Annotated in this window: 14 protein-coding genes; 8 read left to right on the plus strand and 6 right to left on the minus strand. The window is 68.9% G+C overall.

Annotated elements, in window-relative coordinates:
* Window position 1 precedes the first annotated feature (1 nt).
* The gene (locus tag ACUTAG_RS16145) at window positions 2-481 is read left to right on the plus strand and encodes a GlcG/HbpS family heme-binding protein (protein WP_006387292.1); all 480 of its coding nucleotides are present in this window, start codon (window positions 2-4) and stop codon (window positions 479-481) included.
* 11 nt (window positions 482-492) lie between these two features.
* Window positions 493-1,509: a 2Fe-2S iron-sulfur cluster-binding protein gene (locus ACUTAG_RS16150; protein ID WP_049052168.1), complete on the plus strand. Its 1,017-nt coding sequence runs from the start codon at window positions 493-495 to the stop codon at window positions 1,507-1,509.
* A gap of 21 nt (window positions 1,510-1,530) precedes the next feature.
* On the opposite strand, the gene ACUTAG_RS16155 is transcribed toward ACUTAG_RS16150, so the two are convergent.
* From ACUTAG_RS16155 to ACUTAG_RS16180, 6 genes are all read right to left on the minus strand, one after another.
* Window positions 1,531-1,968 (minus strand): universal stress protein, encoded by a 438-nt coding sequence (locus tag ACUTAG_RS16155; RefSeq protein WP_024067497.1) that lies wholly within the window; start codon window positions 1,966-1,968, stop codon window positions 1,531-1,533.
* A gap of 119 nt (window positions 1,969-2,087) precedes the next feature.
* Window positions 2,088-3,797: an ABC transporter ATP-binding protein gene (locus tag ACUTAG_RS16160; RefSeq protein WP_054508005.1), complete on the minus strand. Its 1,710-nt coding sequence runs from the start codon at window positions 3,795-3,797 to the stop codon at window positions 2,088-2,090.
* On the minus strand, window positions 3,794-4,678 hold the full coding sequence (locus ACUTAG_RS16165; RefSeq protein WP_006387296.1) for an ABC transporter permease: 885 nt from the start codon (window positions 4,676-4,678) through the stop codon (window positions 3,794-3,796). The genes ACUTAG_RS16160 and ACUTAG_RS16165 overlap by 4 nt, the downstream gene beginning before the upstream one ends.
* Window positions 4,675-5,652, minus strand: a complete 978-nt coding sequence (locus ACUTAG_RS16170; RefSeq protein ID WP_006387297.1) for an ABC transporter permease — start codon at window positions 5,650-5,652, stop codon at window positions 4,675-4,677. Before ACUTAG_RS16170 ends, ACUTAG_RS16165 begins: the two co-directional genes overlap by 4 nt.
* Window positions 5,653-5,664: 12 nt before the next feature.
* A complete protein-coding gene (locus ACUTAG_RS16175; RefSeq protein WP_020925508.1) occupies window positions 5,665-7,353 on the minus strand; it encodes an ABC transporter substrate-binding protein in 1,689 nt (562 codons plus the stop codon).
* Window positions 7,354-7,388: 35 nt separating this feature from the next.
* Complete coding sequence (locus ACUTAG_RS16180; protein ID WP_020925507.1) at window positions 7,389-8,237, minus strand: hypothetical protein; 849 nt, start codon at window positions 8,235-8,237, stop codon at window positions 7,389-7,391.
* 206 nt (window positions 8,238-8,443) lie between these two features.
* Here ACUTAG_RS16180 and ACUTAG_RS16185 point away from each other — a divergent pair, with 206 nt between their 5' ends.
* From ACUTAG_RS16185 to ACUTAG_RS16210, 6 genes are all read left to right on the plus strand, one after another.
* Window positions 8,444-9,685 carry an SfnB family sulfur acquisition oxidoreductase gene (locus tag ACUTAG_RS16185; RefSeq protein WP_148317726.1) on the plus strand — a complete coding sequence of 414 codons (1,242 nt, stop codon included), beginning with the start codon at window positions 8,444-8,446 and terminating at the stop codon, window positions 9,683-9,685.
* A 3-nt stretch (window positions 9,686-9,688) separates the two neighbouring features.
* Entirely contained in the window at window positions 9,689-10,903 is a 1,215-nt protein-coding gene (locus tag ACUTAG_RS16190; protein WP_054498139.1) for an SfnB family sulfur acquisition oxidoreductase, read from the plus strand.
* A 20-nt stretch (window positions 10,904-10,923) separates the two neighbouring features.
* Entirely contained in the window at window positions 10,924-12,294 is a 1,371-nt protein-coding gene (locus ACUTAG_RS16195; protein ID WP_054442573.1) for an LLM class flavin-dependent oxidoreductase, read from the plus strand.
* 826 nt (window positions 12,295-13,120) lie between these two features.
* A complete protein-coding gene (locus ACUTAG_RS16200) occupies window positions 13,121-13,927 on the plus strand; it encodes a MetQ/NlpA family ABC transporter substrate-binding protein (protein ID WP_006387303.1) in 807 nt (268 codons plus the stop codon).
* Between the two features lie 49 nt (window positions 13,928-13,976).
* Window positions 13,977-14,570: an NADPH-dependent FMN reductase gene (ssuE, locus tag ACUTAG_RS16205; RefSeq protein WP_006387304.1), complete on the plus strand. Its 594-nt coding sequence runs from the start codon at window positions 13,977-13,979 to the stop codon at window positions 14,568-14,570.
* 17 nt (window positions 14,571-14,587) lie between these two features.
* A complete protein-coding gene (locus ACUTAG_RS16210) occupies window positions 14,588-15,553 on the plus strand; it encodes a sulfonate ABC transporter substrate-binding protein (protein WP_054443731.1) in 966 nt (321 codons plus the stop codon).
* The last annotated feature ends 2 nt before the right edge of the window (window positions 15,554-15,555 follow it).

Consider the following 15,555-nt stretch of genomic DNA (forward strand, 5'->3'; position numbering starts at 1 on the left):
CATGAAGCAGATTTATCGCCTGGAACTGGAAGAAGCCCGCGCCATGGTGCGCGCGGCCATCGCCCGCTCGGAGCAGATCGGCGTGCTGGAATCGGTGTGCATCGTCGACGACGGCGGCTATCCGATCGCGCTGGAGCGCATGGACGGCGCCCGCATCACCGGCCCGCAGATCGCCTGGAACAAGGCCTTCACCGCATCCGGACACAAGCGCTCGACGCACCTGTTCACCACGCCGCCCAATGGGCCGGCGCTGCCCGGCAATGAGGCCTTCGGCATCCAGTGGAGCTTCGAGGGCAAGTTCGCCGCATTCGTGGGCGGCTTTCCCATCGTGGTCAACGACGAGGTCATCGGCGGCGTCGGCCTGAGCGGCGGCAACGGCGAGCAGGACACCCAGGCCGGCCTGGCCGCGTTGGGGGCGCTGGCCGAAATGCTGGAGCCGCGCGGCCTGAAGGTGCTGGTGCAGGCGGACATCAAGAAATAGGCGCTGTCGTCATGGCATACCGTGTCCAGATCCTCGAGACCGGGCAGGCTTTCATGGTCGCGCCGGATGAATCCGTATTGCAGGCGGCCGAGCGCGCCTCGGTGCGGCTGCCGCACGAATGTACCTTCGGAGGCTGCGGCACCTGCCGTATCAAGCTGGCCGAAGGGGCGGTCGACTACGAAGAATTCCCCATGGCGCTGACGCCGGAAGAGGCGGCCCAGGGCTATGCGCTGGCCTGCCAGGCGCGGCCGCGCAGCGATCTGTGCATCAGCGTCGCCAACCCGCGCCAATTCGCCGAGCCGCGGCGCCTGGACGCCACCGTGCACCGCATCGCCGCGCTGTGCGACGACGTCATCCACCTGACGCTGGCGCTGCCGCCGGACACGCCGCTGGACTACGCGCCGGGCCAGTACATGAACGTGGTGTTGCCCGACGGCGCCACCCGCAGCTTCTCGATGGCCTCGGCGCCCGCCGGCAACCTGGTGGATTTCCACGTGCGCCGCATTCCGGGCGGCCGCTACACCGACCAGTGGCTGGGGCAGGCGCGGCCGGGCGCGGCGCTGGAGATCGAGGCGCCGCTGGGCGTGTTCAGCTATCACGAGGAAGATTGGCGGCCGATGATCATGATGGCCACGGGCACCGGCATTGCGCCGATCAAGGCGATCCTGGAATCGCTGCTGGACAATGACGACTGCCCGCCGGTGACGCTCTACTGGGGCATGCGCACCGAGGCCGACCTGTATCTGCGCGAGCAGATCGAAGGCTGGGCTGGCCGGCTGTACGAGTTCAATTTCGTGCCGGTGCTGTCGCGCGCGGGCGCCGACTGGCAGGGCCGGCGCGGCCATGTGCAACAGGCTGTGCTGGCGGACCACGGCGACCTGTCCGAACACGCCTTCTACCTGTGCGGCGCGCCGGCGATGGTCAGCGAGGCGACCACGCTGCTGGCGGGGCGTGGCGCCAGCCTCGATCACGTCTACGCCGACAGCTTCACCTTCCAGCACGCGCCGGCCACGGCGGCGATGCCGTAGGGCGGGCTCGCGCGGCGATCCCTAGCGGAACACCAACACCGGCAGCCTGGTGCGCGCCAGCACGCGCTGGGTCTCGCTGCCCAGCAGGAAGCCCGTCATGCCGTGGCGGCCGTGCGACCCCATCACGATCAGGTCGCAGCCGCGTTGCTGCGCCGTGTCGACGATGGCTTCGTGCGGGTGGTCGTTGACCACCACGGCCGTCTCGCAAGGCACCAACGCGTGGCGCGCCTCGGTCTCCAGGCCTTCCAGGTAGCCGGTGGCGTTCTTGCGCGCCTGGTCGGTGTGCTGGGGTTGGTGGGCGCCCAGCATTTCCGCCTGGTAGACCGTCAGGTGGTCTTCCGGAATGGCGCGCAGCAGGGTGATGGCGGCGTTCATTTCCTTGGCGAAAACGAGCGCCTTTTTGAAGGCCGACTCGGACAGCAGGGAGCCGTCCACGGCGATGAGCAGATGCCTGTACATGTTGCGTCTCCTTTGAGAAAAGGAACGTCCAGCAAGGGCGAATCCAGTATAGGCCCGCCCCTGCCCGCAATCCAGTACCGCGTTCGGATGACTGTCCGGCGCCGCCCGCGCCCGCCCTGTCAGGCGCGGCGACGCAGGGTTTCCCCTTCCCCGTCCAGGCCGCGCGGCAGCGCTTCGATCAGACTGCGCGTGTAGGGATGGCGGGCCTCGCGCCACAGGGTGGCGTTGGGGCCTTCCTCGACGATGCGGCCGGCGTGCATCACCAGCACCCGGTCGGCCAGGTAGTGCACCACCGACAGGTCGTGCGAGATGAACAGGTACGACAGGTTGAACTCGGCCTTCAGGTCGACCAGCAGGTTCAGGATCTGCGCCTGCACCGATACGTCCAGCGCCGACACCGGTTCATCGCAGATCACCAGCGACGGCCGCAGCACCAGGGCGCGGGCGATGCCGATGCGCTGGCGCTGGCCGCCCGAGAACTCGCTGGGGTAGCGCGCCAGGGCGCTCTGCGGCAGGCCGACCGCGTCCAGCATGTGGGCGATGCGGCGGCGCCGTTCCTGGCGATCGGCCACGCGGTGGATGCGCAGCGCCGATTCCAGGATGTCGTTGACCGTGTGGCGCGGGTTGAGCGAGGCGTAGGGGTCCTGGAAGATCATCTGCACGCTCTGGCGGTAGGCGGCCAGGCCGCGCCGGTCCAGGCGCGACGTGTCCTGGCCGCGCAGCAGGATCTGTCCGGCGGCGGGCGTCAGCAGCCGCACCAGGGTGCGTGACAGGGTGGATTTGCCACAGCCCGATTCCCCCACCAGGCCCAGCGTTTCGCCAGGCGCGATCTGGAACGACACGCCGTCCACCGCGTGCTTGGCGCCCTGGGACGTGGCGTAGTCGACACGCAGGTCGCGCACCTGCATCAAGGGCAGGGGATGAGGATCGCCGGCGGTCGGGTCATTGGCCGCGGCCACGCGCGGGGGCGTCACCAGGCCGAATATGGGCCGGCCCGAGGCGGGATCGAGCCGCGAGCGGATTTCCGGCAGGCGTCGCTGGCGATAGTGGGTGGCGTCGTCCAGCCGCAGGGAGGCGCCCAGCAGGCCGCGGGTGTAGGGATGGCGCGGTCGCGACAGCAGCGTGGCGGCAGCGCCTTCCTCGACTTTCTCGCCGCCCACCATCACCGCCACGCGGTCGGCCCAGTCGCCCACCACCGCCAGGTCGTGAGTAATCAGCAGCAGGCCCATGCCGAGTTCCGATCGCAGGTCGTCCAGCAGCCGCAATATCTGCGCCTGCACCGTCACATCGAGGGCAGTGGTGGGTTCGTCGGCCACCAGCAGCGCGGGTTCGCAGGCGATGGCGGCGGCGATCATGGCGCGCTGGCGCTGGCCGCCCGACAGCAGGTGGGGGTAGTCGTCGACGCGCCGCTGCGGCTCGGGCACGCGCACCAGGTCCAGCAGTTCGATCGCGCGTTGCCGCGCGGCCCGGGCCGAGGCGCCGCGATGCAGGCGCAGGGCTTCGCCGATCTGCTGGCCCAGCGTCAGCACCGGGTTCAGGCTCGTCATCGGTTCCTGGAAGATCATGGCGATGCGGTCGCCGCGCAGGGCGCAGCGTTGGCGCTCGGACAGCGCCAGCAGGTCGCGGCCCTCGAACAGGATGCGGCCGCTGGCGCGGGCGTGGCGCGGCAGCAGGCCCAGCAGCGCCAACGCGGTGGTGGACTTGCCGCAACCGGATTCGCCCACCAGCGCCAGGGTCTCGCCGGCGGCGATGCGCAGGTCCAGCGCGCTGACGGCCTGATGGCCGGGGAAGGCCACGTTCAGCCCTTGGATGTCGATCAGTGTGCTCATGGGGAGGCGGTCGGTAGCGGGGCGGCGGGCGCCACGGCGGCGCGCCGCCGCAGCTTGGGATTGAGCGCGTCGTTGACGGCGTCGCTCAACAGGTTCAGGGCAAGCACGGCCGCCATGATGGTCAGGCCCGGTAGGGCGGTCATGTACCAGGCGGTGCGCAGCGCCTCGCGCCCGGCCCCGACCATGCTGCCCCAGCTGACCACGTTGGGGTCGCCCAGCCCCAGAAACGACAGGCCGGCCTCGGACAGGATGGCGTTGGCCACCAGAACGGCGGTGGTCACGATGATGGGCGGCAGGGCGTTGGGCAGGATTTCGCGGAAGATGATGCGGGCGTGGCCGGCGCCCAGCGCCTGCGCGGCGCGCACGAATTCGCGTTGGCGCAGGGTGATGAACTCGCCGCGGGTCAGGCGCGCGATGCCGGTCCAGGAGGTCACGCCCAGCGCGAAGATGATGGTCGACAGCGACGGCCCCAGGATCGCCACCAGCACGATCGCCAGCAGGAAAGACGGCACCGTCTGGAACAGTTCGGTCAGGCGCATCAGCACCGCGTCCACGCGCGGCCCGGCGTAGCCGGCAATGGCGCCCACCAGCAGCCCCAGCGCCAGCGCGATGGCGGCGGAGGCGCCGCCCACCAGCAGCGAGACTCGGGCGCCGTGGAACAGGCCGGCCAGGATGTCGCGGCCCATCAGGTCGGTGCCGGCCGGAAATTCCGCGTCGGTGCCGGGCCAGGTGAAGGGCGCGCCGACCATTTCCAGCGGGTCGCCCGGATACAGCCAGCCGGCCGTGGCGGCGGCGGCCACCAGCAACACCAGCACAGCCGCGCCGATGGCGGCGGAAGGCGCCCGCAACAGGCGCGCCAGAAACTTCAAGGCGTGCTTCATGCTTTCCTCACGCGCGGGTCGAGCAGGCCATAGCAGGCATCCACGGCGATGTTCATCACCGCCACCAGCGCCGCGCTCATCAGCAGGATGCCCAGCAGCAGGTTGACGTCGCGGCTGGCGATGGCCTCGAACGACAGTTGCCCCAGGCCGGGCCAGGCGAACACGGTCTCGACCACGATGCTGCCGCCCAGCAGCGCGCTGCTCTGCAGGCCGAGCATGGTGACCACCGGCAGGATGGCGTTGCGCAGCGCGTGGCGCCAGACCACCCGGCCCTCCCTGTTGCCGCGGGCGCGGGCGGTGCGGATGTAGTCTTCCTGCAGCGTCTCGATCATGGACGCGCGCGACAGCCGCGCGTAGATGGCGACGTAATAGATCGCCACCGTGGCCACCGGCAGCACCAGGTGCCGCGCGTAGTCCAGCCACAGCGCGCCGCCGGTATGGGCGGCGCCGACGTCGCGGATGCCGCCGACCGGCAGCCAGTCCAGGTGCACGCCAAAGCCGACGATCAGCATCAACGCCGTCCAGAACATCGGCGCCGAGTAACCCGCCGTGGCCAGGCCGGACAGCAGCGTGTCCAGCAGCCCGTGCGGCCGCCGCGCCGCCAGCACGCCCAGCAGCACGCCCAATGCCACCGACAAAGCCAGACCGGTGCCGATCAGCGCCAGGGTGGCCGGCAGACGGCCGAAGATCAGGTCGGCCACCGGTTCGCCATAGCGGAACGAATAGCCCAGGTCCAGTGAAGCCAGGCTCTTGAGGTAGTAGCCGAGCTGCGCCAGCAGGCCCCGGTCCAGGCCGTAGGCCTGGCGCAGCTCGGCCACGTGGGCGGGAGTGATGCCGCTGTTCTCGGCGGCGATCACGTCCACCAGGTCGCCCGGCACCAGCTTGAGCAGGAAGAAATTGGCGACGCCCGTGGCGGCCACCACGAACAGGATCTGCAGCAGGTAGCGGACGGGACGGGGCAGGCGCGCAAGCATATCGCCGGCCCCTCAGGCCTTGCCGAGCCAGACGTGGGCGAAGTTGTTGCGCGAGTGCGACGAAGCGTCGGTGACGTTGCGCAACTGCTTGTCCCACACGCCGAACCAGCGGAACTCGAACAGGCCGATCAGCGGCAGGTCGCGCTGCGCCAGCCGCTGCAGCTCGTTGTAGTGTTCGATGCGCTTCTGCGGATCGGTCTCGACCTGGGCCGCCTCGATGACGCGGTCCATTTCAGGATTGTTGTAGCCGGACACGTTGTACCAGGGCGTGCCACGCGCTTCCGCCTTGCTCCAGTAGCGCGTCTCCACGCCCAGTTGCGGGTCGATCAGCACCGTGCCCCACGAACTGATGAGCTGGAAGTTGTAGTCGGTGAAGACGTTGCGCGTCCAGGTGGCCAGGTCCAGGCCGCGCAGCGTCACGTCGATGCCGATCTTGCGCAGCGCCTGCCGCACGAACTCGCCGGTGCGGCGGTAGTCGTCGCCGAACGGAATGTAGTCGTGCGTCAGCGCGAAGCGCCAGCCGCCGGCGCCGCGCGGGTAGCCGGCTTCGTCCAGCAGTTTCTCGGCCAGCGCCGGGTCGTAGGGATACTGCTGCACGTTGGGGTTGTGATAGGGCTTGACCAGCGACGGCACCGGGCTGACGAAGGGCTCGGCGTAGCCGTTCCACACAGTCTTGACCAGCGCCTCTTTGTTGACGGCGTGGGCGATGGCCTGGCGTACCTTCAGGTTCGACAGGATCGGGTCGCGCAGGTTGGTCTCCAGCCACAGCCAGGCGGCAAAGCCGTTGTAGCCGGCGGTGTCCACCGCCAGCTTGGGCAGTTTGGCGAGCCGGGTGGCGTCGGTGAAGGCGACCGGATTACGCTCGCCATACGAGACCGCGCCCGTCTCCAGCGCGGTGGCGCGACCGGAGACGTCGGGCACGATCTTCCAGACGATGCGGTCCAGGAACGGGCGCTCGGGCTGCCAGTAGTGCTCATTGCGTTCGAGCACGATGTAGTTGCCGCGGTTCCATTCCTTGAAGACGAACGGCCCGGTTCCCACCGGTTTGTTGTTGTACGGATTGTTCTGGATGTCGGTGCCTTCGAACAGGTGGCGCGGCAGGATCGGCGCGCCCAGCGAGTCGATGGCGTTCAGCGCCACTGGCGTGGGCTGCGACAGGTGCAGCACCACGGTGTGGTCGTCGGGCGTCTCGATCCGCTGCAGGTACTGGAACACGCGGCGCGCGCTGGGCGCGTGCTTGAGCCAGACCTCTTCGGCCGACCATTTCACGTCGGCGGCGGTGAAGGGCTTGCCGTCGTGCCATAGCACGCCCTGGCGCAGCTTGAAGGTGAGGGTCTTGCCGTCTTCCGACACGCTCCAGCTTTCCGCCAGGACCGGCCGCGGCTTCAGGTCGGGGCCGTATTCCACCAGGCCGTCGAAGATCTTGCTCGCGACCGCGCCGGTAGGGGTGGAGGAGTTCAGGTAGAAAGCCAGCGTGGGCGGCTCGGGGTGCACCACCGCGTTCAGCACGCCGCCCTTGACCGCGCCGTCCAGCGTGTTCGGCAGGCTCTGCGTGTCGGCATGGGCGGGCGCCATGATCACGTTGGGAAAGAGGGCGCCGACGCCCATCAGCGCGCCGGCGCCCATCAGCCAGCGGCGCAGGGGGTTGACGGTATCCTGCGGCGCGTCGGTCTCGTGCGCCGGGGGCAAGGGCTGGGTCATGCGGATTCCTTCGGTCGTAAGGGGGAGCGGCCGCGTCAGGAGGCCAGGCTGGTCAGGGAAGGCAGGTCGTCGGGCGCCACGCGCAGCAGGGTGGCGAGCAGTTCGCGCCGCCAGGCGTCGTACAGCGCCACGTGGTTGCGCGTGTCCAGGCCGGTGGCGCGCAGGTTCAGTTGCCAGGAGTCGCGCAGGTAGGGGCCGAGCAGGCGCTGTACGTCCTCGTCGGCCTGGACCAGGCCCTGGGTCCATTCGTGGCGCTCGCTTTCGTCGGCGCCGGCCAGCTTGCGCAGCCACCATTGCGTGATGCGGATGCGGTGGGCTTCCTCGTCGGGCAGGATGCGGTTTTCGCCGAACTCGCGGTGGCCGAAGTCCAGCACCTTCGCGGTGCGGCGATTCACGAACAGCCGTGCCAGGATGTAGTGCTCGTAGTGGAACTGCCAGGCCAGGAAGTTCTGCCAGTTGCGCAGGGCGAAGCCGCCAACCAGGTCCCAGGCGTCGCGCACGCCCTGCTCGACCTCGGGCCTGGCATCGCGCTCCAGCAGCAGGCTGGCGCGCGCCAGCGAGAATTCGGCGTGGGCCGCGTCATCGCCCAGTTGGCGCGCCAGCGCGAACTGGAAATCGGTGTCGTCGCGGAACAGGCCGGCGATGGCATGTGCCGCCACCTGGGTGATGAACAGATCGTGCACGGTGTTCCAGATCGCGTATTCGCCGGCCGCCTGGCGCTCGGCGGCGGCGGCCAGGTCGCGAGGCGGATCGAGGCGCGCGGCGGGAATGTGCGGCGCGACCGCAAGGCGGATGTCGTCGAACAGGCGCGTTTCCAGCGCGCCGTCGTAATCCAGGGCAATGGGCAGATCCAGTACGGGCATGAAGGCGGCGCGGGTAGTCACGGAAAAGCTCGACTCTAAGCAAGCGCCAAAGCGCGCCGCAAACACTCTTTCGTGATTTGGATATGCCGGCGCCGGGGCTGCTAACAGTAGGGACGAAGGGGGCGCGGCGCATATACCGATTCCAAATATCCGCATGAGAAATCCGTCCTTCCGCGCGGCGTGGCGGGCCGATAGGCTGCTTCTTTCCCAACTGTCCGCATCCTCCCATGCCGCAAGCCGCGAGTTTCTCCCTCCCGATCGATGACGACGAGGCTCCGCGCGTGGTGCCCGCCGCCCGCATCCGCAGCGACGGCGAGGCTATCGAAGCCGCGCAGGCGTTGGCGGCGGATTTCGCCCAGGGCGCGGCGCACCGCGACCAGACGCGCAGCCTGCCGTGGCGCGAGATCGAGCGCTATTCGGCCAGTGGCTTGGGCGGCATCACCGTGCCGCGCGAGTACGGCGGCGCCCAGGTATCCCATGTGACACTGGCGGACGTGTTCCGCATCCTCAGCGCGGCCGACCCGTCGCTGGGCCAGATCCCGCAGAACCACTTCGGTTCGCTCAACCTGCTGCGGCAGGTCGGCACGCCGGCGCAGAAGCGGCGCTACTACGAGGGCGTGCTGGCCGGCCGCAGGCTGGGCAACGCCGGGCCCGAACGCCACACGCGTCATGCGCGCGATGTGCAGGCGCGGCTGGTGGCCGATGGCGACGGCTATCGCCTGTCCGGGCGCAAGTTCTATTCCACTGGCGCGCTGTATGCGCACTGGATCCCGACCAAGGCGCTGGATACCGAGGACCGGCTGGTGACGGTGCTGCTGGAACGCGGCGCCGCCGGCCTGACGGTGGTGGACGACTGGTCCAGCTTCGGCCAGCGCACCACCGCCAGCGGCACCGTGCTGCTGGACAACGTGCGGGTCGAGGCGGACAGTGTGTTGCCGGCCTGGAAACTGCAGGAGACTCCCGCCTTGCAGGGGCCGTTCGCGCAACTGATGCAGGCCGCCATCGACGCCGGCATCGCCGAAGCGGCCCTGAACGACACTGTGAAATTCCTGCGCGAGCGTGCCCGTCCCTGGGCCGAGGCCGGCGTCGAACGCGCCACGCAGGACCCCTATGTGATCGGCGACGTCGGCCGGCTGTTCATCGACCTGCACGCGGCGCAGGCGGTGCTGGCCGAGGCCGCGGCGCACCTGGATGAAGCCACGCCGCGCGCGCTCGGTGCCGACGACGTCGCCGCCGCCTCGATCGCGGTGGCGCGGGCCAAGGCGCTGACCACCGAGATCGCGCTGGCGGCCAGCGAAACGCTGTTCGAGCTGTCCGGCGCCCGCGCGTCGTTGGCGGAGTTCAACCTGGACCGCCATTGGCGCAACGCCCGCACGCATACCCTGCACGATCCGGTGCGCTGGAAGTACCACGCGGTCGGCGACTATCTGCTGAACGGCCGCCGTCCCAACCGTCATTCCTGGGTCTGAGCGATGACCGACACAGCCATTTCCACCCTGGCGCCGCGACGCGCCGCCATCATCGGCAGCGACGGCGAGGCAATCGCGGTGGCGCGCGAGCTTGCCGCCGACTTCGCCCGCGAAGCCGCGCAGCGCGACCGCGAGCGCCGCCTGCCGCTGCCGGAGCTGGAGCGCTATTCGCAATCGGGTCTGTGGGGCATCACCGTGCCGCGCGAGCACGGCGGCGCCGGCGTGTCGCGCGTGACGCTGGCCGAAGTGACGGCCATCATCTCCGGCGCCGACGGCTCGCTCGGGCAGATCCCGCAGAACCATTACTACGCGCTGGAAGTGCTGCGGGTGAACGGCAACGCCGACCAGCAGCGCCGCTTCTACGCCCGCGCCCTGGCCGGTGAACGCTTCGGCAATGCGCTGGCCGAAATCGGCACGCGCACGGCGGCCGAACGCCGCACCCGCCTGTCGGCCGACGGCGGCGGCTGGCGCATCAACGGCAGCAAGTTCTATTGCACCGGCGCGCTCTATGCGCAATGGATTCCCACCGCGACCGTGGGCGAGGACGGCCTGCAGCGGCTGGCCTTCGTGCGCCGCGACAGCCCCGGCGTGGAGGTGATCGACGACTGGTCGGGGTTCGGCCAGCGCGTGACCGGCAGCGGCACCGTGCTGTTCCAGGACGTGGCCGTGCCGGCCGAGGACGTGATGGTGCTGGTCGATCCGGCCGCGCCGCCGAACACCATCAAGCCGCTGGCGCAGATCATCCACGCCGCCATCGACCTGGGCATCGGCCAGGCCGCGCTGGCGGACGCGCTGGATTTCGTGCGCAACCGCTCGCGGCCGTGGATCGACGCCGGGGTCGAGCGCGCCGCCGATGATCCCTTGACCATCAGCGAGTTCGGCCGCTTGTCGATCCGCCTGGACGCGGCCCGCGCGCTGGTGGCGCGCGCCGGCCGCATCCTCGACGCCGCCACCGCCGACCCGCAACCTCACCTGGTGGCCGCCGCCGCCATCGCCGTGGCCGAGGCCCGCGCCCTGACCACCGAATCGGCGCTGGCCGCCGGCACCAAGCTGTTCGAACTGGCCGGCACGCAAGCCACGCTCGATCAGCTGAACCTGGACCGCCACTGGCGCAATGCGCGCACCCACACGCTGCACGATCCGGTGCGCTGGAAGCGCCACGCGGTCGGCAACTACTACCTGAACGACGCCGCGCCCGGTCGCGTCGGCACCACCTGATTCCCTCGGAACGGCACGCCATGGCGAAGAAGCAGATCCTCCTGAACGCGTTCAACATGAACTGCGTCGGCCACATCAACCACGGCCTGTGGACCCACCCGCGCGATACCTCGACGCAGTACAAGACGCTGGACTACTGGACCGACCTGGCGCGCCTGCTGGAGCGCGGCCTGTTCGACGGCCTGTTCCTGGCCGATATCGTCGGCGTCTACGACGTATACCAGGACTCGGCCGACCTGACGCTGCGCGAGTCGATCCAGCTGCCGGTCAACGACCCGCTGCTGACCGTATCCGCCATGGCCGCCGCGACCCGCCACCTGGGCTTCGGCGTGACGGTGAACCTGACCTACGAGTCGCCCTACCTGCTGGCGCGCCGCTTCTCGACGCTGGACCACCTGACCGACGGCCGCATCGGCTGGAACATCGTCACCGGCTACCTGGAAAGCGCGGCGCGCGCCATGGGGTTGTCGGAACAGATCGCGCACGACGAACGCTACGACCGCGCCGACGAGTTCCTGGAGGTGGCCTACAAGCTGTGGGAAGGTAGTTGGGACGACGACGCGGTGCGCGCCGACCGGCGCGCGCGTGTCTACGCGGACCCGGCCGCCGTGCGGCGCATCGATCACGAAGGCAAGTACTACAAGGTCCAGGGCTACCATCTTTCGGAGCCGTCGCGCCAGCGCACGCCGGTGCTGTACCAGGCGGGCTCCTCGGGCCGCGGCCAGGCCTTCGCGGCCCGCCACGCCGAATGCGTGTTCGTGTCGAGCCAGACCAAGGAAGGCCTGCGCAAACTGGTGGCGGGCGTGCGCGAGTCGGTGGCGCGCGAGGGCCGGGACCCGCGCGACATCAAGTTCTTCATGGGCGTGACGGCGGTGGTGGGACGCACGGAGGCCGAGGCGCGCGAGAAGCACGCGGAGTACCTGCGCTACGCCAATCCGGAAGCGGGCCTGGCCCACTACGCCAGCTCCACCGGCATCGACTTCTCGCGCTATGCGGCGGACGAGCCAATCCGCTACGTGAAGAACAACGCGATCGAGTCAGCGGTAAAGAACCTGACGGTGGCGCGCACCGACCGCACGGTGCGGGATCTGTTGGCCGACATGGCGCTGGGCGGACGCTATCCGGCGCTGGTGGGCAGCGCGTCGCAGGTGGCCGATGAGCTGGCATCGTGGGTCGAAGAGACGGACATCGATGGTTTCAACCTGGCGAGGACGGTGACGCCGGAGTGCTATGCGGATTTCGTGGATCTGGTGGTGCCGGAGTTGCAGGAGCGAGGCGTGTACAAGACGGCTTATGCGGAGGGGACGTTGCGGGAGAAGTTGTTCGGGGCGGGGCGGGCGTTGCTGGCGGGGGGGCATGCTGCTGGGGAGTATCGGCGGGTGGTGGCGTAGGTTTTTTTTGTTGGCGGGTGAGTTTGTGCTTCGTAGGTCGCCCCTCGGTCGGGCGGACCCGATGGCGGGCGCCCACGATTGCGGTCCGGAGCGTTCGCTCCGGACTGCCCCATCCTCATCCTCGTCCTCGCCTTCGGCGACTCCTTCGGATTCCGTCGGGCGCATCGAGGTTGCCCGCCATCGGGTCCGCCCGCCCGAGGGGCTGCGAGCGTCTAGGCTTGTCGCGCTGTTAGACCTGTGTGCGGGGAAGGGAATCTACAGGGCTGCCCATCGCGGCCGCGCGGGCGGCCACGATGGGCGTCTGTGCATTTGAGCGTGCTGCGGGTGCGCTGCGCGCTGGCGGTGGGCGGTTTTCTAATGGTTCCGCACGTCAGGGGGGAAGGGCGGTGGTGGTCGGCGCGGCATAAGGCATGTTGCGCGGGACGACCTCTCGCGCCGACCACAAACCGTCGTGATGCCAACGGGCTTTCACTAGCAAACGATTTGGTCTCTCCCACACGCGAGAGCGCCATCACCCCGACGCAAGACGCCGCGTAAGCCGCAAAAGGCCGCCCGCGCGGCCGGCTTGCGGCGGGCCCCGCAAGACCCTCCTCTCCAGCCCCGATGTGCGCCAAAACGCCAAGCACACCGCGCGCCTTAAGAACTCAAATCCCCCCGCTCCCCAAAAAACCAAAACCCCCAGCAATAACGTCATATTTCCAAAACGACAAAACAACCCCAACCATCAACCCACAACACATATCCTCATACCCACTAAGTATTTTTCCCAAGGATTTCGCAATGACAGAATCCAGTCATCCCATTCGAATCCCGTCGGAAAAACACGATGTCCTTCACCCGCCACCTGCTCACCGCCGCCACCCTCGCCCTGGCCCTGACCAGTACGGCCCACGCCGACGCGCAAGAGAAAAAGACCATCACCGTCGGCATCTCCGTCGGCACCACCGAAAAGATCTTCGACGTCGTCAAGCAGGTCGCCGCCCGTGAAGGCCTGGAGATCAAGCTGGTCAAGTTCAACGACTACCAACTTCCGAATGCCGCCCTCAACGCCGGCGACCTCGACGCCAATGCCTTCCAGCACAAGCCGTTCCTCGACAACCAGATCAAGGCGCGCGGCTTCGACATCGTTCCCGTCGGCCTGACCGTCACCGCGCCGCTGGGCTTCTACTCGCGCAAGATCAAGTCGCTCAACGACCTGCCCGAAGGCGCGTCGGTCGGCATCCAGAACGATCCGTCCAACGGCAACCGTGCCCTGCGCCTGCTGGCCGCCTACAAGCTCATCACCCTCAAGCCGGAGGCCGAGCAGAAGAACAACGCCACTCCGCTGGATGTGGTGTCCAACCCGCGCAAGCTCAAGCTGGTGGCGCTGGACGCCGCGCAGCTGCCGCGTTCGCTCGACGACCTGACGGCGGCGTCGATCAACAACGACTACGCCACCCAGGCCGGCCTGGTGCCGGCGCGCGACGCCATCGGCCGCGAGGCCGCCGACGGCCCGTATGCCAACGTGATCGCGGTGCGCACCAAGGACCGCGACCAGCCCTGGGTCAGGAAGCTGGTCGCCGCCTATCAATCGCCCGAAGTGCGCAGCTTCATCGAAAGCGAATTCAAGGGTTCGCTGATTCCCGCCTTCTGATCCGCGCAGGCGCCGCGCAAGACTCTCCAACGCAACACCGGCATCCAACATGAGCATCCTTACCCTGGCGGGCAGCCCGTCGCAGCGTTCCCGTTCCTCCGCCTTGCTGCGCCATGCCGCGCACCTGTTGCGCGCGCGCGGGCTGGCCATCGCCGAACTGGGACTGCGCGACCTGCCCGCCGAAGACCTGATCGAAGGTCATTACGCCGGTCCGGCCGCGAACGCCCTGCGGGCCCGCGTGGCGGCGGTCGACGCGGTGCTGATCTCGACGCCGGTCTACAAGGCGTCGTTTTCCGGAGGCTTGAAGGCGGTGCTGGACCTGCTGGATGAAAAGGCGCTGGCGGGCAAGGTGGTGCTGCCCATCGCCACCGGCGGCAGCCCGGCCCATCTGCTGGCGCTGGAGTACGGGCTCAAGCCGGTGCTGTCGGCGCTGGGCGCGCGCCACATCCTGGCCGGCGTCTACGCCACGGACAAGCAGGTGCGCGTCGATGATGACGGCGCCAGCCATATCGATGACGACGTGCGCACGCGGCTGGAGGACTCGGTGGAGCGCCTGGCCGAGCAGCTGCGGCCGCGCGGGGTGGTCGTCAATGAAGCCTTCGATCTCGGCCGGCTCGCGCTCGCGGGCGGCTTCAGCGTCTGAACCAAAAAGGGGTTTCCATGCGCAGCATCATCTGGATATCGCGTCTTTCCGTCTTCCGCTGGCTGGCGGCGCTGCTGTGCGCGGCGTTGCTGTGGCCCGCCGCGCAGGCGCAGGACGCCAAGACGTTGCGCATCGGCTTCCAGAAGTACGGCACGCTGACCATCGTGCGCGCCCTGGGCGACCTGGACAAGCGCCTGGCGGCGCAGGGCATCACGGTGAAATGGACCGAGTTTCCCGCCGGCCCGCAGCTGCTGGAAGGACTGAACGTCGGCTCGATCGACTTCGGCACGGTGGGCGAGGCGCCGCCGGTGTTCGCGCAGGCCGCCGGCGCTGCGTTGGTGTACGTCGGCAACGAACCGCCGTCGCCCACCAGCGAGGCGATCCTGGTGCCCAAGGATTCGCCGATCAAGCGCGTGGCCGACCTGAAGGGCAAGAAGGTCGCGTTGAACAAGGGCTCCAACGTGCACTACCTGCTGGTCAAGCAGCTCGAGCGCGCCGGCGTGCCCTATGCCGACGTGAACGTTGCCTACCTGACACCGGCCGACGCCCGCGCCGCCTTCGAGCGCGGATCGGTCGACGCCTGGGTGATCTGGGATCCGTTCCAGGCCGCGGCCGAGAAGCAATTGGGCGCGCGCGTGCTGGCCGATGGCACCGGCGTGGTCAAGAACTACCAGTTCTTCCTGGCCGCGCGGCCGTACCAGCAAGCGCATCCCGAAGTGATCCAGACCGTGCTGGAAGAGATCCGCAAGGGCGACCTGTGGGCGCGCGATCATCGCGCCGAGGCCGTGGCGCTGCTGCAGCCGGTGCTGGGACTGGACAAGGCGGTGGTCGAACTGGCGGCCGAGCGGCTGGCCTACGGCGTGCAGCCGATCACCCGGGAAGTGCTGCTGGAACAGCAGCAGGTGGCCGATGCATTCCACGCGCTCAAGCTGATTCCCAAACCCCTCAACGTGTTCGACGCCGCGCCGTCGGGCCTGAAATAGAC

The organism is Achromobacter sp. CSND-B12 (assembly GCF_052906545.1).